Origin of the sequence: Plantactinospora alkalitolerans (genome assembly GCF_015690345.1) — a bacterium.
Classification (GTDB): Bacteria; Actinomycetota; Actinomycetes; order Mycobacteriales; family Micromonosporaceae; genus Plantactinospora; species Plantactinospora alkalitolerans.
In genome coordinates, this window is record NZ_JADPUN010000173.1 from 21,987 (window position 1) to 43,881 (window position 21,895).

General features: G+C 71.0%; 17 protein-coding genes and 1 pseudogene. 12 read left to right on the forward strand and 6 right to left on the reverse strand.

Going from position 1 to position 21,895, the window contains the following annotated elements; genetic code table 11:
- Positions 1 to 51: 51 nt before the first annotated feature.
- Together I0C86_RS18250 and I0C86_RS18255 are read right to left on the reverse strand one after the other, a co-directional pair.
- A complete protein-coding gene (locus I0C86_RS18250) occupies positions 52 to 1,515 on the reverse strand; it encodes an oligosaccharide flippase family protein (protein ID WP_196202450.1) in 1,464 nt (487 codons plus the stop codon).
- An 11-nt stretch (positions 1,516 to 1,526) separates the two neighbouring features.
- Positions 1,527 to 2,459 (reverse strand): NAD-dependent epimerase/dehydratase family protein, encoded by a 933-nt coding sequence (locus I0C86_RS18255; RefSeq protein WP_323373709.1) that lies wholly within the window; start codon positions 2,457 to 2,459, stop codon positions 1,527 to 1,529.
- 267 nt (positions 2,460 to 2,726) lie between these two features.
- Here I0C86_RS18255 and I0C86_RS18260 point away from each other — a divergent pair, with 267 nt between their 5' ends.
- The 4 genes from I0C86_RS18260 to I0C86_RS18270 all read left to right on the forward strand — a co-directional run bounded on the left by I0C86_RS18260 (position 2,727) and on the right by I0C86_RS18270 (position 7,246).
- The gene (locus I0C86_RS18260; RefSeq protein ID WP_196202452.1) at positions 2,727 to 4,622 is read left to right on the forward strand and encodes a nucleoside-diphosphate sugar epimerase/dehydratase; all 1,896 of its coding nucleotides are present in this window, start codon (positions 2,727 to 2,729) and stop codon (positions 4,620 to 4,622) included.
- A 274-nt stretch (positions 4,623 to 4,896) separates the two neighbouring features.
- Complete coding sequence (locus I0C86_RS18265) at positions 4,897 to 6,012, forward strand: Gfo/Idh/MocA family protein (RefSeq protein WP_196202453.1); 1,116 nt, start codon at positions 4,897 to 4,899, stop codon at positions 6,010 to 6,012.
- A gap of 110 nt (positions 6,013 to 6,122) precedes the next feature.
- Positions 6,123 to 6,323, forward strand: a complete 201-nt coding sequence (locus I0C86_RS44480) for a DegT/DnrJ/EryC1/StrS family aminotransferase (RefSeq protein ID WP_255527754.1) — start codon at positions 6,123 to 6,125, stop codon at positions 6,321 to 6,323.
- A 17-nt stretch (positions 6,324 to 6,340) separates the two neighbouring features.
- On the forward strand, positions 6,341 to 7,246 hold the full coding sequence (locus I0C86_RS18270) for a DegT/DnrJ/EryC1/StrS family aminotransferase (protein WP_323373710.1): 906 nt from the start codon (positions 6,341 to 6,343) through the stop codon (positions 7,244 to 7,246).
- Between the two features lie 53 nt (positions 7,247 to 7,299).
- Here I0C86_RS18270 and I0C86_RS18275 read toward each other — a convergent pair whose 3' ends face one another.
- Positions 7,300 to 9,354, reverse strand: coding sequence for a glycerophosphodiester phosphodiesterase family protein (locus tag I0C86_RS18275; protein WP_196202454.1), 2,055 nt, complete (start codon positions 9,352 to 9,354; stop codon positions 7,300 to 7,302).
- A gap of 350 nt (positions 9,355 to 9,704) precedes the next feature.
- Between I0C86_RS18275 and I0C86_RS18280 the strand changes: the two genes are divergently transcribed.
- The 4 genes from I0C86_RS18280 (at position 9,705) to I0C86_RS18295 (ending at position 13,515) form a co-directional block, all read left to right on the forward strand.
- Positions 9,705 to 10,154 (forward strand): hypothetical protein, encoded by a 450-nt coding sequence (locus I0C86_RS18280; RefSeq protein ID WP_196202455.1) that lies wholly within the window; start codon positions 9,705 to 9,707, stop codon positions 10,152 to 10,154.
- Positions 10,147 to 11,610, forward strand: coding sequence for an MCP four helix bundle domain-containing protein (locus I0C86_RS18285; RefSeq protein WP_196202456.1), 1,464 nt, complete (start codon positions 10,147 to 10,149; stop codon positions 11,608 to 11,610). The genes I0C86_RS18280 and I0C86_RS18285 overlap by 8 nt, the downstream gene beginning before the upstream one ends.
- Positions 11,607 to 13,004 carry a type VII secretion-associated serine protease mycosin gene (gene mycP / locus I0C86_RS18290; RefSeq protein WP_196202457.1) on the forward strand — a complete coding sequence of 466 codons (1,398 nt, stop codon included), beginning with the start codon at positions 11,607 to 11,609 and terminating at the stop codon, positions 13,002 to 13,004. Before I0C86_RS18285 ends, mycP begins: the two co-directional genes overlap by 4 nt.
- A 76-nt stretch (positions 13,005 to 13,080) precedes the next feature.
- Positions 13,081 to 13,515 (forward strand): hypothetical protein, encoded by a 435-nt coding sequence (locus I0C86_RS18295; protein ID WP_196202458.1) that lies wholly within the window; start codon positions 13,081 to 13,083, stop codon positions 13,513 to 13,515.
- A 15-nt stretch (positions 13,516 to 13,530) separates the two neighbouring features.
- On the opposite strand, the gene pgm is transcribed toward I0C86_RS18295, so the two are convergent.
- Together pgm and glgC are read right to left on the reverse strand one after the other, a co-directional pair.
- A complete protein-coding gene (gene pgm / locus I0C86_RS18300) occupies positions 13,531 to 15,177 on the reverse strand; it encodes a phosphoglucomutase (alpha-D-glucose-1,6-bisphosphate-dependent) (RefSeq protein ID WP_196202459.1) in 1,647 nt (548 codons plus the stop codon).
- Positions 15,178 to 15,291: 114 nt separating this feature from the next.
- A pseudogene (gene glgC, locus I0C86_RS18305) lies at positions 15,292 to 16,530 on the reverse strand (glucose-1-phosphate adenylyltransferase); the annotation flags it as partial.
- Positions 16,531 to 16,697: 167 nt separating this feature from the next.
- Here glgC and I0C86_RS18310 point away from each other — a divergent pair.
- Together I0C86_RS18310 and I0C86_RS18315 are read left to right on the forward strand one after the other, a co-directional pair.
- Entirely contained in the window at positions 16,698 to 17,288 is a 591-nt protein-coding gene (locus I0C86_RS18310) for a SigE family RNA polymerase sigma factor (protein ID WP_196202461.1), read from the forward strand.
- On the forward strand, positions 17,285 to 18,649 hold the full coding sequence (locus tag I0C86_RS18315) for a serine/threonine-protein kinase (protein WP_196202462.1): 1,365 nt from the start codon (positions 17,285 to 17,287) through the stop codon (positions 18,647 to 18,649). The genes I0C86_RS18310 and I0C86_RS18315 overlap by 4 nt, the downstream gene beginning before the upstream one ends.
- Positions 18,650 to 18,751: 102 nt before the next feature.
- Here I0C86_RS18315 and I0C86_RS18320 read toward each other — a convergent pair whose 3' ends face one another.
- Entirely contained in the window at positions 18,752 to 19,648 is an 897-nt protein-coding gene (locus I0C86_RS18320; protein ID WP_196202463.1) for a LysR family transcriptional regulator ArgP, read from the reverse strand.
- A 108-nt stretch (positions 19,649 to 19,756) separates the two neighbouring features.
- Here I0C86_RS18320 and I0C86_RS18325 point away from each other — a divergent pair, with 108 nt between their 5' ends.
- Both I0C86_RS18325 and glgA read left to right on the forward strand, forming a co-directional pair.
- Positions 19,757 to 20,392 (forward strand): LysE/ArgO family amino acid transporter, encoded by a 636-nt coding sequence (locus tag I0C86_RS18325; protein WP_196202467.1) that lies wholly within the window; start codon positions 19,757 to 19,759, stop codon positions 20,390 to 20,392.
- A gap of 154 nt (positions 20,393 to 20,546) precedes the next feature.
- A complete protein-coding gene (gene glgA / locus I0C86_RS18330) occupies positions 20,547 to 21,773 on the forward strand; it encodes a glycogen synthase (RefSeq protein ID WP_196202464.1) in 1,227 nt (408 codons plus the stop codon).
- Positions 21,774 to 21,895 lie beyond the last annotated feature (122 nt).

Below are 21,895 nucleotides of genomic sequence, written 5' to 3' on the forward strand. Positions count from 1 at the left end.
GATAGGGACTTCGAAAATCGGGAAAGCAATCCGAAAATTGTTCCTGCGTCGTTATCCCGGCAGTCGCTCCCGTACCCGTGAATGCGAATCGCCCTCCGAATCCACGTCGCCCTGGAGCGCCTTCGCCGCATGCGTACGGAGCACCCGCCGGTATCCGTACCAGGTGAACGGAAGCACGGTCAGCGTGTAACCGACCACCGAGGCGTACGGCACCGCGGCGATCCCGTACCGCGTCGCGCCGTACCACTTCCCGAGCACCGACAGCACCAGGTACAGCGACACGCCCAGCAACTGCGGACGGACGACGCCGGCGGCGTTCTGCACCATGGCGATCGGCGAGGTGGCCGCGAGCACCACCATCCACAGCGCGAGACCGCCGAGCAGCCAGCGGTCCCCGCCCAGCGGCACCGGCAGCCAGGCCGCCAGCAGACGGTCGCCCGCGATCAGCAGGACGGCGGCCGGCAGCAGCAACGTGAGCGCGGAGATCAGCGTCATCCACCGGGTGATCCGCCTGACCCAGTCGAGATGCCCCTGGGCCAGCGCGTCCCCGTTGGCGGACCAGAGCGGAAGGTTCACCAGGACGACGAGGAAACCGAGCAGGGTGAACAGCCGGGCGGGTACCGCGTACGCGGTGACGGCCTCCAGGCCGAGCGCGTGCGCGACGACCAGACTGTCCGCGTTCATCCCCAGCGACCAGACGATGGTCAGGACGAAGAACAGCCCGCTCAGCCCCAGCAGCTCCCGGGCGAGCCGGCGGTCGACGGCACCGATCCGCGGCCCGATCTCCGGCATCTGCCGGGCGTACGTCCACCCGGTGTTGACCAGGTTGACCAGCACCGGACCCGACACGCTGGCCGCGATGACCGCGACCGGCGGCAGGGATGCCTGCACCGCCCCCAGCGTGAGCGGCAGCGACGACAGGCTTCCCGCCGCCTGCCAGATGTTGCTCCTGCCGACCTGCTGGTACGCGTACTGGACGCGGATGACCAGCGAGAGCGGAATGTTCAGGACGAAGGCGGTCAGGCAGACCAGGGTGACCGCCCGGGCATCCGCCGGCGTAGCGGTGCCGGAGACGTTGAGCAGCGATGACCACGGGATGACACCGGAGAGAAGCCAGAGGAGGGTGCAGGTCCCGACCGAGATCACCGTCAGCACCAGGTAGGCGCTGGAGACGTAGCCGCGGGCCTTCGCCGCGTCCCCGCTGGAGTAGCAGGGCGCGAGCTTGGTCATCAACCCGTTCCCGAGCCCCAGGTCGGCGAAGGCGGCCATTCCGGTGAGCGCCGTGACCGCCATCCACAGGCCGTACCGGTCCGCACCGAGGTACGACAACGTGACCGGGATCAGAACGAGCGGGACCACCACCCCGGTCCCCCGGCTCACCGCCGCCGTGGCGATGCCGGAGACCAGCCGCCGGCTCCGGTCCCGGCCGACCCCGCCCACCGCCGCAGTATCCTCGCCCGGCCGCCCGACCGCCGACTCGTCGCGCTCGACGACGTCGTGTCCCAGGGAACCCATGTCCTGCGGGGCTAGCGACCGGCGAGGACGCGGCCGGACATCCAGTCGACGGTGGCCTCCAGCCCCATCCGCAGCGAATGGGGCCGCACCGACGGGAACAGGGCGGTCAGTCGCGTGCGATCGGCCTGCGAGTCCCGCACGTCGCCCGGACGGGGCGGCTCGTGGACGACCTCGAGACTCCGCCCCAGCACCGCTTCCAACTCGGCGACGAGGCCGAGCAGGGAGATCCGCGACCCGAAGGCGAGGTTCACCGCGTCCGGCGCCGACACCCTGCGGAGCACCGCGTCGACGATCACCGAGGCGACGCTGCCGACGAAGGTGAAGTCCCGGGTCTGCTGCCCGTCGCCGAACACCCGCAGCGGTCGGCCTTCGAGCGCCGCCGAGGCGAACGCGGGCACCACCGCCGCGTAGGCGTGCCCGGCGGCCTGGCCGGGGCCGAACACGTTGAAGAACCGGAACGGAAGCACCGGAAGCCGGAAACAGGAGGAGTACGCCAACGCGTACGCCTCGGTCGCCAGCTTCGACACGGCGTACGGACTCAGCGGCATCGGCCGCAGCGTCTCCACCTTCGGCAGGGCCAGGTTGGCGCCGTACACCGACGAGGAGGAGGCGAGGACGACATGGGGTACCCGGTGCCGCCGCGCCGCCTCGAGCACCATCAGGGTGCCGGTCGCGTTGGCCTGGTGACTGCGCAGCGGATCGTCCACCGACCGCTGGACCGAGGGTATGGCGGCCAGGTGGATCACACTCGACGCCCCTCCGAACGCCTCGTCGAGGGTCCCGGGGTCGAGAATCGTGCCGGGCAGCAACCGGGCCGGCAACTCCACGAGATTCTCGAGTATCCCGGTCGAGAAGTCATCGACAACGACGATCTCATTGACCCGTGGGGCGTCCGCGAGCGCGCGTACCACATTGGAGCCGATGAAGCCGGCTCCGCCAGTCACGACGATCTTCAATGCTTTCCCAATTCACCTAGGCGTAGCTTTTTCATTTCCTGTTCGGCACCGGGGCACCGGTACCGCCGACCCAATCCGCCCGACACGTCAACGAGGAAGGAGTCGTCCGGTGACGCACAGAACGCGCATGGGCGGAAAAAAATCGGAAAAAGCCCTCGGTCCGCTTTTCACTCGGGTAAGTGTTTATCACCTGAGGAATAGGGACCTTGCGTTCCGCCAGGTGCCAACGAGACAGAGCCGCACCAGGAGTCGTACATGTCGCTCAGCTCAGATGCGCCACCCCTCCACAACGTCCGTCGTCGTCGGAAGGCCCAGCGCCGCGCCGCGGCTCTGGTCGTCGGTGACGCCGTCGCGTGGATCGGCGGCTTCACCGCAGCAGCGTGGACCAGATACGAGTTCGAGCTCACCACCGGCCAGTTCGTCCAGGTGGTCGGCGCCGGACTGATCGCCGCCAGCCTGCATCCCGCGCTCGCCTCGGTGCAGCGCAGACACTGGGGACGACACCCGCTCGGCAGCCTGCAGGAGATCCGGTCCCTGGCCGTGACGGTGGCCACGAGCGCGGCGATCATGCTGCTCGCCGTCCTCGCCGTGGCGGACCGCCCGATCCCGGCCAGCACCCCGCCGGTCGGCGCGGCGGTGGCCCTGCTCCTGATGCTCTGCGTTCGGTCCGCCTACCGCCACCGGCGCGACCGGGCACTACGCCCGAACACCGGCTCGGCGATCCCGGTGCTGCTCTTCGGCCTCGGTTCGGCCGGCCAGGCACTGCTGCGGGCCATGGTCAGCGACCCTCGGGGCGGCTACCTGCCGGTCGGCCTCCTCGACGACGACCCGGACAAGCGGCACCTGCGGATCGACGACGTACGGGTGCTCGGTGGCCGATGCGAGATCCGCGAGGCGGTGGGCCAGACCGGGGCCACCACCGTGATCTTCTCAGTGGCCAACGCGGACGGGGAACTGATCCGTGCGGTCCGGGCCGCCACGCTCGCCGCCGGTGCCGAGTTCAAGGTGCTGCCACCCGTACGGGAGCTGGTCAACCACCGGATCAGCGTCGCCGACGTACGGGACGCGCAGATCGACGACCTGCTCGGCCGGCGTCAGGTCGTCGCCGACCTCGGCAACGCGGACTCCGCCCTGACCGGCCGGCGGGTGCTGGTCACCGGGGCCGGCGGATCGATCGGCTCCGAGTTGTGCCGGCAGATCCTCCGGGCGGACCCCGGCGAGCTGATGATGCTCGACCGGGACGAGTCGGCCCTGCACAGCCTCCAGTTGTCGCTGTCCGGTCGGGCGCTGCTGGACGGGCCGGAACTGATCCTGGCCGACCTGCGCGACAGCGAGGGGATCGCGCGGACGATCCGGGACCGACGCCCGGACGTCATCTTCCACGCCGCCGCCCTCAAGCACCTCACCCTGTTGCAGCGGCACCCCGGGGAGGCGATCAAAACCAACGTCTGGGGCACCCTGTCCGTCCTGAACGCCGCTCGCGACGTGGCCAGGTTCGTGAACATCTCCACCGACAAGGCGGCCAACCCGATAAGCGTTCTCGGCTACTCCAAGCGGATCACCGAGCGCCTGACCGCGTACGCCGGCGCCAACGAGGCCGGCACGTTCCTGAGCGTACGGTTCGGCAACGTGCTCAGCAGCCGGGGCTCGGTGGTCACCGCCTTCCGGGCGCAGATCGACGCCGGGCTACCGATCACCGTCACGCACCCCGACGTGACCCGCTACCTGATGAGCGTGCAGGAGGCGGTGCAGCTCGTACTCCAGGCCGCGGCGCTGGGGCGGGACGGCGAGGCACTGGTGCTCGACATGGGCAAGCCCGTACGCATCGACGACCTGGCCCGACAGCTCGCCGCCCAGGCACCCGGCGAGCCCCGGATCGTCTACACCGGTCTGCGACCCGGCGAGAAGCTACACGAGGACCTGCTCGGCGAGGGCGAAACCGACGTCCGACCGCTGCACCCGCTGATCTCGCACGTCTCGGTTCCCCCGTTGAATCCGACCGAGGCGACCGCGCTGGATCCCTTCGACGACCCGGAGAAGGTGATCGAACGCCTCGCCTGGCTCTGCGACCACCCGGACCAGACACTCCGCGCCTCGGCACTGGTGCCGAATACGCGAAACGCTCGCCCTTCCTCGTTCCGATCGACCTGACGAGGTCGGGAACTGGACAGCGGTATGGCGAGTCGCGGGCACTCGTAGCAGGATCCCCGAAGAATTGTCATCGCGTACCCAATAAAATCAATGGCCCCGCCTATTGACTTTTCGACCGGGCGGCGCCGGCTGGGTCGGGACAGGGGCCTGTCACGACGATTTACGACAATCGATCGCAAGCTCTCATCGACGAAAGTAATTCACGTCGCGCAAGCGGACCACGGCGGCATTTCCGGCGACCCGTCACCGTCCCCGATCCATTGGAGACAGTATCGTGACCGAGAAGTTCGGCCTGATCGGCTTCGGCTACTGGGGCACCAATCTCGCCCGGAACCTCGACCAACTGGCACAGTCGCAGTGGCGCTATCTGGTGGATGCCAGTCCCGAACGCCGGCACGCCGCGACAGAGCTGTACCCGCAGGTGCGGGCCACCGACGACCTGGACGAGGTTCTCGACGACGACGACGTCAGCGCGGTCCTGATCGCCACCCCGGCGCCGAGCCACGCACCGCTGGCCCGCCGGGCACTGGCGGCCGGCAAGCACGTCTTCGTCGAGAAGCCGCTGGCGATGTCCGTCGCCGACGCGGTCACGCTTACCGAGACGGCCGACCGCCACGGCCTGGTCCTGATGGTGGGTCACACCTTCGAGTACGTCCCGGCGGTGGAACGGATGCGCGAGTTCATCCGGGCCGGCGAGATCGGTGACGTCCTCTACCTGCACTCCCAACGTCTCAACCTCGGCCGGATCCAGAGCGACCTGCACACGTTCTGGTCCATCGGCCCACACGACGTCTCCATCGCCAACTACCTGCTCGGCGCCGAGCCACGCTGGGTCGCCGCGCAGGGCGGCCGGTACCTGCACGACGGTGTCGAGGACGTCATGTTCGTCACCGTCGGGTATCCGGACGACGTGGTGGCACACATGCACGTGAGCTGGCTGGATCCGGCGAAGACCCGACGCACCACCGTCGTCGGCACCCGCCGGATGCTCGTCTACGACGACCTGAACACCGACGCCCGGCTCACCGTCTTCGACAAGGGCGCGGATCCCCTGGAGCCGGACGGACACGGGAACCGCCGGTACCGGCTGCGCGACGACGCGACGCACGTACCGGTGCTGTCCACGGCGGAACCGCTGGCGGTGGAACTGGGACACTTCCTCGACTGCGTACGCACCGGCGCCCGGCCCCGTACGGACGGCTGGAACGGTGCGCGCGTGGTGGCCGTACTGGAGGCGGCCGACGCGTCGCTGCGGGCCGGTGGCGTGACGGTGACCGTGCCCCGCATTCCCGGTTCGCCGGACATCGCGCAGTCGACGGTCACCCCGGCACCGGTAGGACGGCGGCACACCGACGGTCCGCACCCGGACCTCACCCCCGCCGCGCACTGAACCACCCCGCGCCCGGCGTACTCCGTCCAGCGCAGATCGCCCAGCGCAGATCGCCCAGCGCAGATCGCCCCAGCACAGCTCCCCGCAGCGTGAACACACAGGAGCCCGTCATGCCCCGAATCCCACTGGTCGACCTGGCCGCCGCGTACGCCCGGCACCGCGACGCGATCGACGCCGCCATCCGATCCGTCGTCGACGACACCCGGTTCATCCTCGGCCGGGACGTCGGCGAGTTCGAGTCGGCCTTCGCCGACTTCTGCGGCACCAGCCACGCCATCGGGGTCTCCTCCGGCACCGCGGCGATCCCCTGAGCCTGGCCGCCCTCGGCGTGGGCCCCGGTGACGAGGTGGCCGTCCCGGCACACACCTTCGTCGCCACCGCCGAGCCGGTGAGCTGGCTCGGCGCCCGGCCGCGCTTCGTCGAGGTGGACGAGGAGACCGGCGGCATGGACCCCGACGCGCTGAAGGCGGTCATCGACCGGGTCCGCGCGGTAGTGCCGGTGCACCTCTACGGGCTACCGGTCAACCTGAGCGCGATCGGCGCACTCGCCTCGGCGGCCGGCGTGCCGCTGATCGAGGACGCCGCACAGGCCCACGGGGCGGAGTACGTCCGCGACGACGGCTCGACGATCCGCGCCGGGGCGTACGGCCGGATCGGATGCTTCTCCTTCTACCCGGGCAAGAACCTCGGCGCGTTCGGCGACGCCGGAGCCGTCACCACCTCGGACCCGGCACTCGCCGACCGGATCCGGCGCCTGGCCGACCACGGTCGCACCACCAAGTACGAGCACCTCACCGTCGGCTACGCGGCGCGCCTCGACACGCTCCAGGCGGCCGTGCTGGCGGTGAAGCTGACCACGCTGGCGGAGGGCAACCGACGACGACGGGACCTGGCCGCCGCCTACCGCTCCCGACTCGACGGCGTCGGCGACCTGGTCCTGCCGGTCGAGCCACCGAACCGGCGCGGCGTCCACCACCTGTTCGTCGTGCGCACCCGCCACCGGGAAGGGCTGCTGGCCCACCTGCGGAACGCTGGCATCGGCGCCGGCGTGCACTACCCGATCCCCCTGCACCTGCAACCCGCGTACGCCTCGCTCGGCCACCGGGCCGGCGACCTCCCGGTGACCGAGGCCTGGGCCAGGGAGTGCCTGTCCCTCCCCATCTACCCCGAACTCCCCGACGAGCACCTGGAAGCCGTCGCCGCCGAGGTCCGCTCCTACTTCAACGGTGTGTAAGGAAGGGCCCCTTCTTATCGTTTTCTGTAGAAGAAGGGTCCCCTCCTAACAGGTCAGCGGAGACCGTTGCGGATCGCCACCGCCACCAGCCGCTCGGGGTGGTCGGTGATGATGCCGTCCACACCGAGGTCGATGACCCGCTGCATGACCGCTGGATCGTCGACCGTGTACGGGACCACCTTGAGCCCGTACCGGCGTTGCAGCTCCGGCACCGTTGGTCCGTGGAAGTAGGCCGGATCCTGCCGCAGGTACCAGTCGGTCGACCGCACGGTGCCCTGCGCCGGGTCGTGCACCTGCCAGTTCGCGGAGACCGTTCCCGCACCGGCCGCCCGGACCAGCTTGCCCAGGTCCTGGTACCGCCACCAGTCCAGGCCGGCGGTCCACGGGCTGCGCACCGAGCGGTCGCCGTACACCGCCCGCAGGGAGCACTCGTCGGCCAGGCTGGCGCACTCGGCCGGGCCGTACTGCCAGACCAGGGCCGCGGTCTCGATCTTCCGGTTGAGCTGCCGGGCGTACGTGATGGTCCGCCAGTCGAACGACTGGATCGTCACCCGGTCGGTGAAGCCGGCCTTCTCGATCTCCCGGACCAGCTTGGCGGTGAAGTTGCGGTACGGCTCGGTGTCCGCCACCAGTGGGCTGAGCTTCGTCTCGATGTTCAGCCGTACGTCCCGCCGCCCGCTCGCCTTCACCAGGTCGAACACCTCGTCGAGACTCGGGATCCGAGCCCCCGGCACGGCCACCTGCTCCGGCAGCTCCGGCAGCGTCTTCGACCCGCAGTCGACGGTCCTGATCTGCTTCCACGTCAGGTCGTGGACCAGTTTTCCGACGTACGGGAACGCCTTGTCTCCCGGCCGGGCCGGCGCGGTGTCCTCGCAGTGGCTGCCGTTGATCGTCCGGTCGTGCAGCACCACGAGGTGGCCGTCCCGGGTCACCCCGGTGTCGAGCTCCAGGGTGGAGATCGCCGAATTGTCCAGCGCGTTCCGGAACGCCGGCAGGGTGTTCTCCGGCCTGGTCGCCCGGCCACCCCGGTGCGCCTGGATGTCGAACGGCGCCACGTACCCCCGGGGCAGCGCGATCCGGCGCTGGGCGAGCAGCGTACGCAGCCGGTCCGGGTAGTCGGTGATGATGCCGTCCACCCCGTCGTCCAGCAGCTTGGCCATGGTCGGTACGTCGTCCACCGTCCACGGCACGACCCGGACGCCGTTTCGGTGCGCGTGCGCGACCAGCTCCTTCGTCACGTACGGCCGGTAGCCGGGGTCGGTGACCGTGCCGTTCTGCGGAAAGCCGTGCACCGGCGAGAAGGTGCGGGCGCCGAAGGTCCTGATCGCCCTGATCGGATCGCCGCCGAAGTCGTCGATATCCAGGCCGCCGAGCCAGGGTGACGCCCCCGGTGCACCGGTCTGCAGGAAGTCGTAGTTGGTCAGCGCCACCAGGGGCAGCCGGGGCTCGATCTGACGCATCCGCATCAACGCGCCCCAGTCGAAACTCTGGATGGTGACCTGGTCCAGCAGTCCGGCGGCCCGGATCTCGGCCGCGGTGACCTGGACGAACTGTTCCCGGGGTGCGGTCTCGATCGGTGCGCCGGCCTCCACCTTGGTCTCCACGTTGAGCGTCACGTCGTCCGCGCCGTACCGCCGGACGAGCGCGAAGACCTCCCGGAGCAACGGCATCCGGGCACCCGGAACGGCGAGCTGTCCCGGCTTGTCGGCCAGCGTACGGCTGCGGCAGTCGAGCGTACGCACCTGCGCCAGGGTCAGGGTGTTGACGTACCTGCCGACGTAGGGAAACTCGGTGTCCCCGGGTTCCGCCGGCCTGGTGTCCGCACACTTGGTACCGCTGATCCGGCGGTCGTGGGTGACCACCGCCTGCCGGTCCTCGGTGATCTGCACGTCGAGTTCGAGGGTGCTGACCCCGAGTTGCAGCGCGTTGCCGAACGACGCGAGCGTGTTCTCCACCCGCAGGCCGAGCCCGCCACGGTGGGCCTGGAGGTCGAATCCGCGCGCGGACTCCGGCCGGTGCCGCTCGCCGGCCTGGACGCCGGTCGGCACCCCGGCCAGCACGGTTGCCGTCACCAGCAGCGCGCCGAGGACGTTACGTCGTCGGGACATGGGTATCTCCCGTTCCACAGTGGTGTGCTCCGGAGGTCGGCCTGACCTCCGTCCGGATGCGTTGTCGGAGGTCGCGCCGGGCGGGGCCCCGGCGGTCGGGCACAGCATCACGGCGATCGGCGTCCGGCAGGCGTGCGGCGGGCAACATCGCCGTGAACCGAAATCGACGGCCGACACCGGATGGGACGATCCCCAGGGGTACGGTAGCCAGCGTCGGGGTAGGACGGTCGGCGAGTCGGGTCCACTTTCGGATGATGATCGAGTACGACGATTTGACAGGTACCCGGTGTTGTGCCTCGGCTACAATGAGCCCCGCCCATATCTGACGACCACCACGGGGAGGGGTTGCGATGATTCCGGTTGAGTCGGGCGGCGTGGCGATCGGTGCGGCAGCCGCTGCCGTCATCGGCCAGATCAACGTCGAGATCGACGGTCTGGTCAGCGCGGCGGCGGTGATGCGCGACGAACTGGAACAGGGCTACCGCTCCCAGGTGCCCCAGGTGCACGACGCCATGCAGCCCGGCGCCACGATCGGCGATCGGATCGAGGGCGACGACTGGCGGCACTTGCAGGACCGCTACGACGAGTGCATCCAGAAGACCCTGGAGTCGCTGTACAACCTGGACATGGGCACCGACGCCGTGGCCCAGGCCGCCGACAAGATCGCCGCCAACTACCGCGGCTCCGACGCGTTCGCCCACGCCACCGTGAGCGACGTCCAGAAGGTACTGCCACCGCCCGAGCAGCCGGCACCGCAGACCGCCCCGGCCAGCCAGACGGGAGGCGGCGACAATGGCTGACGCGGCCTACATCCCCCACCTGTGGCAGATGATCGACGCGGCCCAGCAGAAGCTCCAACCGAGCCGGGACCAGGTCTCGGCATGGGAGCGGGCCTCGGGAATGCTCAGCAACCACGCCTCGAGACTGCAGGATTGCCGTGCTCAGCTCGCCGCGCTCTGGCCACCGGAGCAGAACGCCGCCTCGGCCGCGTACATGGCCGAGTTGGACCGGCTGATCGTGGCGGCCCAACAGACGTCGACCGCCGCCCAGAACAACGCGACGCACATCGGCCATGTGGCGGACGCGATCGACCAGGCGCGGGGCAAGTTGAAGCCGATCTACGACGAGTACGTCAAGAACCAGGCAGCGCTGGCGGACTACCAGAAGCAGGTCGAGAAGGCCGGCGACGTGGGCGGACTGCTCGGCGGGGCCGCCGGTCAGAAATGGGGGCTCGGCGCCCTCGGCCGGAAGGCCGGCGACTTCCTGGGCGAGAACGCCATGGAGACGTTCACCTCGCCACCGGTGAGCGACGCGCAACAGGCGGCGCTGGTCGCGCGGGCCCGTGCGGTGCAGGTGGAGGTGGACGGCGCGGCCCGGGACGGCAGCAACCGGGTCCAACCCCCGCCGGAGTATCTCCCACCGAGGAACGTCGAGGAGCAGGAGAGTAAGGAACGCTCTGCCAAGAGGAGCCGGGCGAGGATTCCCCCCGAGGTCAACCCGCCGCCGCACCGTCGGGGTGAGCCGGAGGACACCGACAAGCCCGGCTACATCGAAGGCACATCCCCGCCGGACCTGCACACCGAACACACTCCGACGAACGTCACGACACCGATCTACCCGCCGGATGGTCCGAGCCTGACCGGGGTCACCCCACCGACGACCACCCTGCCCGGACCGACGCTTCCGCCCGCTCCTCCGGTGCCCACACCACCGCCCACCGTCACTCCCGGCCTCCCGATCGGGCCTCCACTGATCGGAGGACCGCCGGTCGGCCCCATCAGCACCGGCGGCGTTCCCCGGGGACCCGGCGGCACGGGCAAGGTCGGCCTGGGCCCGACCGCCCTCAGCGCGGGGGTACCGCCGGGTGGGGTCATTGGGGCCAAGCCCGGCGGAAACGTCGGCGGTGTACCAGGCGGATCGGGCAGAGCTGGTGGCGCACCCCGGGCGAACCCGGTCGGTGGCGTGATCGGACAGTCCGGCCAGGGCGCGGGTCGGCCCGGGGCGGCCGGTGCGGCCGGTGGCGCTGGAGCAGGTCGCGGGTCGGGGACGGGCCGGGCCGGCGCGGCCGGAGGATCTGGTTCCTCCGGCATGGTCGGCAGCCAGCGCGGCCGAAAGAGCGGGGACGAGCAGGACACGCGTCACTGGGACCCGGACAATCCGTGGGCAGTCGAGGAGGGCGTCGCCCCCGAGATCGAGCCGAACCGGACCGTCGGGCGGCACGAGCCCGGCACCGGGGTCATCGGGAAGGATCGGTGAGGGTTCGCGGCCGACGCGGAACGTGGCTGCCGCGCTGGTGCGCGGCGACCGCCTGCGGAATCCTCACGGTTCTGGTCGGTGCACCGCCGGCGTTCGCGGACGCGGAGCGGGACCGGCAGTGGCACCTACGCGCCCTCAACGTCGCCGAGGCACACCGGATCACCCAGGGCGCCGGTGTGGTGGTCGCGGTGATCGACACGGGGGTCCGGGCGAGCCATCGCGACCTGGTCGGCAACGTCCTGCCCGGAGTCGACCTGACCGGAGAGGGCGGCAACGGCCAGCAGGACGCCCACGGGCACGGCACCGCGATGGCCGGATTGATCGCCGCGCACGGACACGGACCGGGCAACGCCGACGGCGCGCTGGGCATCGCGCCAAAGGCCAAGATCCTCCCCATTCGTGACGCGAAATCGGAGGTCGGCAATGCCCAGAACCTCCCAACTGCCATCGACCAGGCGGTACAGCGGGGGGCGAAAGTGATCTCGCTGTCGCTGAGCAGCGGAGCCTTCGACCGGCTCCGGGAGTCGGTCGACAAGGCGCTCGCCGCCGACGTCGTCCTGGTGGCAGCCGTTGGCAACCGGCCCGACGCCAGGTTCGTCGGCTACCCGGCGTCGTACCCGGGTGTGCTGGCGGTCGGCGCCAGTGGCCAGGACGGAAAACTGGCGCCGGTCAGCGTTACCGGAAAGGCGGTGGGGATCGTCGCGCCGGGCGAGGACATCGCGACCACCAGCCGCACCGGTGACTACAAGTCCGCGACCGGAACGAGTGACTCGACGGCGATCGTGGCCGGCGCGGCGGCGTTGGTCCGGGCGAAGTATCCGAACCTCTCGGCGACCGAGGTCGAACACCGGCTCACCGCGACCGCCACCGACAGGGGCGCACCCGGCCGCGACCCCGAGTACGGCTACGGCGTACTCAATCTCGTCGAGGCGCTCACCGCCGACGTCAAGCCCGCCGAGTCGCAACCGTCGCCCGACGTGTCCACGCCAGCGGCGGACGATCCGTCCGAGCCGGCGGCCGCACCACCGGACGCCGGGGCGTCGCCCGGCATCACGCTGAGCCCGGTCGCATACGTCGTCGGCGCGCTCTGCCTGCTGCTGGTGCTGGCCGGCGTCGGCGTACTCGTCTGGCTGCTCGTACGCTCCGGCCGCCGTCGGCGCGGTCCGCCCGGCCAGTCGAGCACTCCCCCGCATCCGCCCGCACCGCCGGGGAATTATCCGGCGACGCCGACGACCGGCCCGCCCGGCTCCGGGTATCCGCCGTCCGGGTATCCGCCGTCCGGATATCCGCCTCCGGGCCATCCGGGCGCACCGCACCAGCCGACTCCGGGGTACGGCCAGTCCGGTCAGCCCCGCCCACCGACGCATCCCGGTGCTCCACATCCGGGCGGGTAGCAGCTGACAGCGCCGGCACGGCCGGAACCCGGGGTTCACGGGCCGGGCGTCGACGGGGTGGGCGTACCGTCCAGGCATGGCGGAGGGCGGGCCCGAGGACTGGGCCGAACAGCGACGACAGGCGGTGGCCGCGCACGCGGCGGCCGACGAGCGTCGTCGGAACGCGGAGACGGAACAGGCCCGGCAACTCGTCGTGTCGTTCGTCCGGGAGGCTCGGGAACGCGGACTGCGGCAGACGCCGCTGATCGCGATCGCCTACAACGGACGGAGCCGCTACCGCACCCCGTTGACCGGCTGGTACCTCGACATCGCGCTGATCCACGCGGTCGACGGGGACGGGGCGTTCTACGTGCTCACGGTGCCGGCCAGCCTACGGGCCCGGCTGACCGGGGCGACGCCGGAGCCGTCGTCACCGAAGCTGATCGTCGGTGAGGGCGGACCGGACGGTCAGTCGATGCCGCTGCACGCGATGCTCCGCAGGCGGCTCGACGCGGGAGACACCTGGCCGTGACCGGGGCGGCAGTGGTCAGGCGCCCTTGAGCACCTCGGTGACCAGCGACCGCGCCTCCTCCTGGAGCCGACCGAGATGCTCCGGCCCCCGGAAGGACTCGGCGTAGATCTTGTAGACGTCCTCGGTGCCGGACGGCCGGGCCGCGAACCACCCCGACTCGGTGGTGACCTTCAGACCGCCGATCGCGGCACCGTTGCCCGGAGCGTTGGTCAGGGTTGCCGTGATCGGTTCCCCGGCCAGCTCGGTGGCGGTGACCTGGTCCGGCGAGAGTCGCCCGAGCACCGCCTTCTCGTCCCGGTTGGCCGGCGCGTCGATCCGGGCGTACGCCGGCTCGCCGAACCGGGCCACCAGGTCGGCGTAGTGCTCGCTGGGCGACCGCCCGGTCACCGCGATGATCTCGGAGGCCAACAGGCAGAGCAGGATGCCGTCCTTGTCGGTGGTCCAGGTCCTGCCGTCGCGGGCCAGGAACGACGCCCCGGCGCTCTCCTCGCCACCGAATCCGACCGAGCCGTCCAGCAGCCCCGGCACGAACCACTTGAAGCCCACCGGGACCTCGAGTAGCCGACGTCCCAGGTCGGCGGCCACCCGGTCGATCATCGAGGACGACACCAGTGTCTTGCCGATCGCCGCGTCGGCGGCCCACTCCGGCCGGTTGCGGTACAGGTAGGAGATCGCCACCGCCAGGTAGTGGTTCGGGTTCATCAGGCCGCCGTCGGGGGTGACGATGCCGTGCCGGTCGGCGTCCGCATCGTTGCCGGTGGCGACCTGGTACTCCGAGCGGCGCGCGATCAGCGAGGCCATCGCGTGCGGGGACGAGCAGTCCATCCGGATCTTGCCGTCCCAGTCCAGGGTCATGAACCGCCAGGCGGGGTCCACCAGCGGGTTCACCACGGTCAGGTCCAGCCCGTGCCGGGACGCGATCTCTCCCCAGTACGCCACGCTGGCCCCACCCAGCGGGTCCGCGCCGATCCGTACCCCGGCCGCCCGGACCGCCGACAGGTCCACCGCCGAGGGAAGATCGTCGACGTACGCGGCCAGGAAGTCGTACCGGCCGGTGGTCTCGGCGGCCCGCGCCCGGGCGTACGGGATCCGGCGTACCTCGCGGAGGCCGTCGGCCAGTAGTGCGTTGGCCCGGTCCTGGATCCACCTGGTCGCGTCGGTGTCCGCCGGCCCGCCGTGCGTCGGGTTGTACTTGAAGCCGCCGTCCGAGGGCGGGTTGTGCGACGGGGTGATCACCACCCCGTCGGCGAGCCCGCCGGTACGACCCCGGTTGTGCGTGAGGATGGCGTGTGACAGCGCCGGCGTCGGCGTGTACCCGTCCCTGCTGTCGACCAGCACGGTCACCTCGTTGGCGGCGAGTACCTCGATCGCGCTCACGGAGGCGGGTTCCGAGAGGGCGTGGGTGTCGCGGGCCAGGAACAGCGGCCCGTCGATCCCCTGCGCCCGGCGGTAGTCACAGGTCGCCTGGGTGATGGCCAGGATGTGGTCGGAGTTGAACGCGCCCCGCAGGCTCGACCCCCGGTGCCCCGAGGTGCCGAACGCGACCTGCTGCGCCGGGTCGGCGGGGTCGGGGTGCTCGGCGTAGTACGCGGTGACGAGCCGGGGCACGTCGACCAGGTCCTCGGGCTCGGCGGGCTGGCCGGCGCGGGCGTGGACCGACATCGGTGGGGCCTCCTTCTGACACGGAACTGTGCACGCTCTCCGGCCGATCGGCGGGAGCCCGATCGCCCGGTGGTGACCGGCGGGAGCCGGATCGCCCGGTGGTGACCGGCGACGTCAGGGCTCGATGCGCTGCCCCTTGCCGACGACCACGATCCCACGGTCGGAGACCGTGTACCGCTCGCGGTCCCGTTCCAGGTCCACGCCGATCTCCGCGCCCTCGGGTACCACCACGTTCTTGTCGAGGATGGCGTTGCGGACCACCGCGTGCCGGCCGATCTGCACCCCCTCCATCAGTACCGAGCCTTCCACGTGGGCCCAGGAGTGCACCCGGACATTCGGCGAGACCACGGAATTCTCCACCAGCGATCCGGAGATCACCACGCCGGGAGAGATCATCGAATCGACCGCCCGGCCCACCCGCTCCTCCAGACCGTGGACGAACTTGGCCGGCGGCCACGGCGGATGGTCGGTGTAGATCGGCCAGTCGTAGTTGTAGAGGTTGAAGACGGGGTGAACCGCGATCAGGTCCATGTGCGCCTCGTAGAACGAGTCCAGCGTTCCCACGTCCCGCCAGTAGCCCCGGTCCCGGTCGGTGCTGCCCGGCACCTCGTTGTCCCGGAAGTCGTAGACGTTGGCCTCGCCCCGCTCCACCAGCATCGGGATGATGCTGCCGCCCATGTCGTGTTTGCTGGTCCGGTCGGCCGCGTCGCGCTCGACCGCCTCACAGAGCACCTTGGTGGAGAAGACGTAGTTGCCCATCGACGCGTAGATCTCGTCCGGCGCGTCCGGCAGCCCCTGGGCGTCGGTCGGCTTCTCCCGGAACGCCCGGATCCGCCGGCCGTCCTCGGCCACCTCGATCACCCCGAACTGATCGGCCGAGGCGAGCGGCTGGCGGATGCCGGCCACCGTGACCCCGGCGCCGGAGGCGATGTGGTCGTCCATCATCTGCCGGGGATCCATCCGGTAGATGTGGTCGGCGCCGAACACGATGACGTAGTCCGGCTGCTCGTCGTTGATCAGGTTGAAGCTCTGGTAGATCGCGTCCGCCGATCCGGCGAACCACCACGGCCCGCGCCGCTGCTGCGCCGGTACCGGCGTCACGTAGTTGCCCAGCAGGTTCGACATCCGCCAGGTCTTGGTGACGTGCCGGTCGAGCGAGTGCGACTTGTACTGGGTCAGCACCACGATCTTCAGGAAGCCACCATTGGCCAGGTTGGACAGCACGAAATCGACCATCCGGTACATGCCACCGAACGGGACGGCCGGCTTGGCCCGGTCCGCGGTGAGGGGCATCAGGCGCTTGCCCTCGCCTCCGGCCAGGACGATCGCGAGGACCTTGGCTGACATGTCCCGACGGTAACGGAGCCGGGGGCGCTCCGCACAGGGCTCGTCGTGTTCATCCCACCAAGATCGCTAACGGCCAGTTCGTCCGACTGGTCCGGGCGGGAGGATCGCCGTGGGTCCGCCGTTCCGTGCAACAGTTCGACGGTCGCCCGCGTCCCGGGGTGGAAGGAGGTGTCATGAACGATGCAGTCGACCACGGTTTCGAGGACTTCGTCCGCGCCCGTTCCGAGGCACTGATGCGCTACGGGTACGTGCTGACCGGCAACCCGCACGACGCCGCCGACCTGACGCAGGAGGCGTTGGCCCGGCTCGGGTCCGCCTGGTCCAGGGTCCGCCGGCGGGACGACCCGGAGGGGTACGTACGGACGACGATGGCTCGGCTGCAGATCAGTTGGTGGCGACGACGACGGCACGAACGCCTCGTCGACGAGATTCCGGAGCGGGAGCACCTCGATCCGGGGTTCGCCCGCGCGGACGGGGACGGTGGGCTCTGGCGGGCCCTCGCCGGCCTGCCCCGGCGGCAGCGCACGGTACTGGTACTGCGCTACTACGAGCACCGCGACGACGAGGAGATCGCCCGCCTGCTCGGCATCTCCCGGGGAACGGTACGCAGCCAGGCGGCCCGAGGGCTGGACAAGCTGCGCGCGGCCTGGCTGCCGGGCCCCGCCGTGGCCGAGGGCGGTGCCGTCACCTCGTCCGGGGACACCGCCGTCGCGTCGGCCGGGGCCGGGGAGCCGACGCCGGAGACAACCGGGAGGAAGCGGTGACGGGCGGGGAGATGAGCGACCAGTTGGAGCGGGAACTGGTTCGTACCCTGGACGGCGCGGCCGCCTCGGCGCCGACGCCGGACGGAGAATTCCTGGCCGGAGTACGCGGGCGGCAGCAGCGACGCCGACGTCGACGTACCGCCGTCGCCGCCGCCTGCGGGGTCGCGCTCACCGTCGTCGCCAGCCTGACCGTGGTACGCCTGGGCGCGCCACCGCCGACGCTGACCGACCCGGCACCGGCGGTGGCCGCCTGGTCCGGCACGGTACCGGCCTTCACCACCGCCCTGGAATCGCCGGAGCGGGTCTGGCCGGAGGCGGTACGCCGGCTCCCAGGAACGCTTCCGGACGGCCGGGAGTACGGAGTCCTCGCGATACTCGACGACGACAGGTACCTGGTGGAGTCCCCGAGGTGGGGTGCGCGGTCGATCCCCGAGAACCAACTCGCCTCGTACGTGTCCCCGCAGGCGCCGCCCTCGGTCTTCGACGTACGGGCCGGTACGGTGCGCGCGCTGGGCGATCCGACGGCGGCGGCCGGGAAGACCCGCTACGGCGTTCCCGACTTCGCCGTGCTCGGCGACGAGTTGCTCTGGTGGGCGACCTACATCAGGGGAGACATCTTCGTGCGGGAGCTGTGGTCCGCCCGCCTCGACGGCACCGCCGCCCCGCGCCTGCTGCACACCCCGGCCCCGGCCGATCGCGCGTTGCCCACTCTCGGCGTCGCCGGCGACCATGTCTACTGGTACCAGGAGGGCGCTCCGGCCGGGATCTACCGACTTTCCGCCGCTGGCGGCACCCCGACGCCCGTTCCGGGCGCCGAAGGCTTCTACCCCGCCGTGTCCGGCCCCGGCCATGACGGGCTGTCACCCTGGGTGGACAACGCGGACGTCCCGTCGCCGACCTCTGGCGAGCTGTGGAACCTGGTCACCGGCCAGCGCCTGCGCTGGACGACACAGCCGTCCGCGAACGTCTCGTGCGACCCGGTCCTGTGCTCCGGCCAGACGCGGGACGGACAGCCGTTCGTGCAGCGGCTCGACGGCAGCGGCTACCAGTTGCTCCCGTACCGTGGCTCGTTCAATTTCCAGATGTACCCCGCCGTCGACGGTCGGTTCGGGGTGGGCGCGGTACGCGTCGACGGTGGGCCGGCACCCTTCGTCTGGGACCGCTCGACCGGGCGGACGGCGTTGATCACGACGGTGCCGCCGAACCCGATCACGACGGTGTCCCCGGGCGGGGCGAAGCCGGCTCGGGACGCCCCGGCGACGCTCCTGGGCCGGGCGCTGCTCGGCGCCGACGCGGCGACGGTGCAGTGGTGGGACGGCGCGGGCGGGTTCTACCTTCTCGACCTGCGGGCGATCGGATGACCGGTCCGGCCGGTCACCGCTCCAGCTCACCGCGCCGGTCACCGCTCCAGATCACCGCTCCAGATCACCGCGCCGGTTACCGCTCCAGATCACCGCTCCAGATCACCGCTCCAGCGCCTCGCCGGCCGCCGTGACGACGGCGTCGGCCAGTACGCCGAGGGACCGGGAGTCGAGCCGCCACTGCTGCCAGTAGAGCGGCACGTCGATGAACGCCTCCGGGTCGACCGGAACCAGCGGACCGGCCGCCTCGTAACGGTCGGTCTGCTGGTACGGCAGCATCCCCCAGCCGAGGCCGAGCCGGATCGCCTCCGGGAAGTCCCCGGTCGACGGAAGGTAGCTGCGGGGCGGGTCCCAGGCCCGGGGGGCCCGCTGGCGGAGGTAGCGGTCCTGGAGGTCGTCCCGCCGGTCGAAGACGAGCATCGGCGCCCGGGCCAGGTCGTCGATCGTCGGCCCGTCGGGCAGCCAGGTCCGGACGAATTCGGTACTGGCCATCGGTCGGTAGCGCATCCGTCCGAGCGGCCGGACCGCGCAGCCCTGCACCGGCCGGTCCTCGGAGGTGATCGCGGCCATCACGGTGCCCTGCCGGAGGAGTTCCACGGAATGGTCCTGGTCCTCGCGGTAGACGTCGACGCAGACCCGCTGCCGGGCTGCCGCTGCCAGCGCGGGCAGCACCCACGTGTTCAGGGAGTCCCCGTTGACCACGACCGGGATCCGGGTGAACTCGGCCGGACCGGCGGCGGAGTCGTACCCCAGTTCCTGGACCGCGTCGGTTTCCAGCAGGGCGACCTGGCGGGCCAGCCGCAGCACGACCTGGCCGGATCGGGTCGGCCGGGTCGGCTTGGCCCGCTCGACCAGGATCCGCCCCACGCTCGTCTCCAGGGCCTTCATCCGCTGGCTGACGGCGGACGGGGTGACGTGAAGCTGCCGGGCGGCGGCCTCGAACGATCCGTGGTCGACCACCGCGACAAAGGTACGGAGCTGCTCGAACTGTACGTCCATGATAAGCAACTCTAATGAGTCGTGAAAAACATTAGCTGGAGTACGCCGAACCGGCTCCCTAGGGTCGGGTCTGTGCCTATCTCCTCGGGCCTCGCGCCCGTCACCGAACTGGTGCCCGTCCTGGCGACCGGGTTCGGCGTCGGGCTGTCCCTGATCGTGGCGATCGGCGCCCAGAACGCGTACGTGCTCCGGCAGGGCATCCGGGCCGAGCACGTCCTTCCGCTCGTCGCCATCTGCGCGGTCTCGGACGCCGTCCTGATCCTGGCCGGCATCACCGGGATCGGGACCGTCGTCGCGCACGCCCCGGCCACGCTCACCGTCGTCCGCTGGGCCGGCGCCGCGTTCCTGGTCGGTTACGGGCTCCTCGCGGCCCGCCGGGCCGTCGGCACCCAGAGCCTGGACACCGCGAGCGGTGGCGGCGCCGCGTCGAGGCGTACCGCCGTGCTCACCATGCTGGCAATGACCTGGCTCAACCCGCACGTCTACCTCGACACCGTGCTGCTGCTCGGCTCGATCGCCAACACACACGAAGGGTCCGGCCGCTGGACGTTCGGCGCCGGAGCGGCGCTCGCCAGCTTCGCCTGGTTCGCCGCGCTCGGCTACGGCGCCCGCCTGCTCGGGCGGGTCTTCGCCCGCCCGGTGGCGTGGCGGGTCTTCGCCCGCCCGGTGGCGTGGCGGGTCCTCGACGCCCTGATCGCGATCGTCATGGTCACCATCGGCGTCAGCCTGGTCGCCAACGGCTGACCCCGGGCCGGCGTCCTCGCCCCGGTACGCCTCCGCCGTCCCACCGGTCCGGCAACCCGCCGAACCCGTGGCGTCCGACCCGCCGAACCCGTGGCGTCCGACCCGGCCGGCTCCTCTCGGGCGGATCGGTTCCGGCTGCACTAGGGTGCCGGCTGTGACCGATACGACGCCCGACGACCGGCGGCTCCGGGTGGACCTGTTGACCCGGGAGTACCCCCCGGAGGTGTACGGCGGAGCCGGAGTACACGTCGAGTACCTCGCCCGGGAACTCCGCTCCCGCGCCGACACCCGGGTGCACTGCTTCGGCGCGCCCCGACAGCCGCCGTACGCCGAGCCGGGCGTCACCGCGTACCCCGAACCGGCGACCCTGGCCGGCGCGAACGCCGCGCTGCGCACGATGGGCGTGGACCTGGAGATGGCGGCCGGTTGCGCCGGCACCGACGTCGTACACAGCCACACCTGGTACGCCAACCTCGCCGGCCACGTCGCCAAGCTGCTGCACGGCGTGCCGCACGTGGTGACCGTACACAGCCTGGAGCCGCTGCGACCATGGAAGGCCGAGCAGCTCGGCGGCGGCTACGCGCTCTCCTCCTGGTGCGAGCGGACCGCGCTGGAGGCCGCCGACGCGGTGATCGCGGTCTCCGCCGGGATGATGCGGGACCTGCTCGCCGCCTACCCGTCGGTCTCCCCGGACCGGGTCCGGGTGGTGCACAACGGCATCGACACACACCAGTACGCCCCGGACCCCGGCACCGACGTGCTGGCCCGGCTCGGTATCGACCCGGACCGGCCCAGCGTGACGTACGTCGGCCGGATCACCCGGCAGAAGGGGCTGCCCTACCTGCTCCGGGCGGCCCGGACGCTACCGCCGGAGGCGCAACTCGTCCTGCTGGCCGGCGCCCCTGACACGGCGGAGATCGCCGCCGAGGTCGAGGAACTCGTCGCCGAACTGCGGAACAGCAGGGAGGGCGTGGTCTGGGTCGCCGAGATGCTGCCCAAGCCCGAGGTGATCCAGATCCTCACCCACAGCACGGTCTTCGTCTGCCCGTCGATCTACGAGCCGATGGGCATCGTCAACCTGGAGGCGATGGCCTGCGAGACCGCCGTGGTCGCCACGGCCACCGGCGGCATTCCCGAGGTGGTCGCGGACGGCTCCACCGGCCTGCTGGTGCCGATCGCACAGGCCACCGACGGTACGGGCACCCCGCTGGACCCGGACCGTTTCGTCGCCGACCTCGCCGCCGCGATCATCGAGGTGCTGGCCGACCCGAAGCGGGCCGTCGAGTTCGGCCGGGCCGGCCGACGCCGCGCCGTCGAGCACTTCTCCTGGGACTCGATCGCCGACCGGACGATGACCCTCTACCACTCAGTGCTGGCCTGACCCCTCGCCTGCCCCCCTCGCCTGACCCCGGACCCTCCCGTGATCACGAAGAGTTCGGCCTGCCCGCGCAGGCCGGACGTTACCGGATCACGGAGAAATCGCCTGTGGATGAGGTGGGGGGT

Excerpts from the sequence above, each read along its gene's own strand:
- I0C86_RS18250 (WP_196202450.1), bottom strand. The coding sequence starts at position 1,515 with ATGGGTTCCCTGGGACACGACGTCGTCGAGCGCGACGAGTCGGCGGTC.
- I0C86_RS18260 (WP_196202452.1), top strand. The coding sequence starts at position 2,727 with ATGTCGCTCAGCTCAGATGCGCCACCCCTCCACAACGTCCGTCGTCGT.
- I0C86_RS44480 (WP_255527754.1), top strand. The coding sequence starts at position 6,123 with ATGCCCCGAATCCCACTGGTCGACCTGGCCGCCGCGTACGCCCGGCAC.
- I0C86_RS18275 (WP_196202454.1), bottom strand. The coding sequence starts at position 9,354 with ATGTCCCGACGACGTAACGTCCTCGGCGCGCTGCTGGTGACGGCAACC.
- I0C86_RS18280 (WP_196202455.1), top strand. The coding sequence starts at position 9,705 with ATGATTCCGGTTGAGTCGGGCGGCGTGGCGATCGGTGCGGCAGCCGCT.
- I0C86_RS18285 (WP_196202456.1), top strand. The coding sequence starts at position 10,147 with ATGGCTGACGCGGCCTACATCCCCCACCTGTGGCAGATGATCGACGCG.
- I0C86_RS18295 (WP_196202458.1), top strand. The coding sequence starts at position 13,081 with ATGGCGGAGGGCGGGCCCGAGGACTGGGCCGAACAGCGACGACAGGCG.
- pgm (WP_196202459.1), bottom strand. The coding sequence starts at position 15,177 with ATGTCGGTCCACGCCCGCGCCGGCCAGCCCGCCGAGCCCGAGGACCTG.
- I0C86_RS18310 (WP_196202461.1), top strand. The coding sequence starts at position 16,698 with ATGAACGATGCAGTCGACCACGGTTTCGAGGACTTCGTCCGCGCCCGT.
- I0C86_RS18320 (WP_196202463.1), bottom strand. The coding sequence starts at position 19,648 with ATGGACGTACAGTTCGAGCAGCTCCGTACCTTTGTCGCGGTGGTCGAC.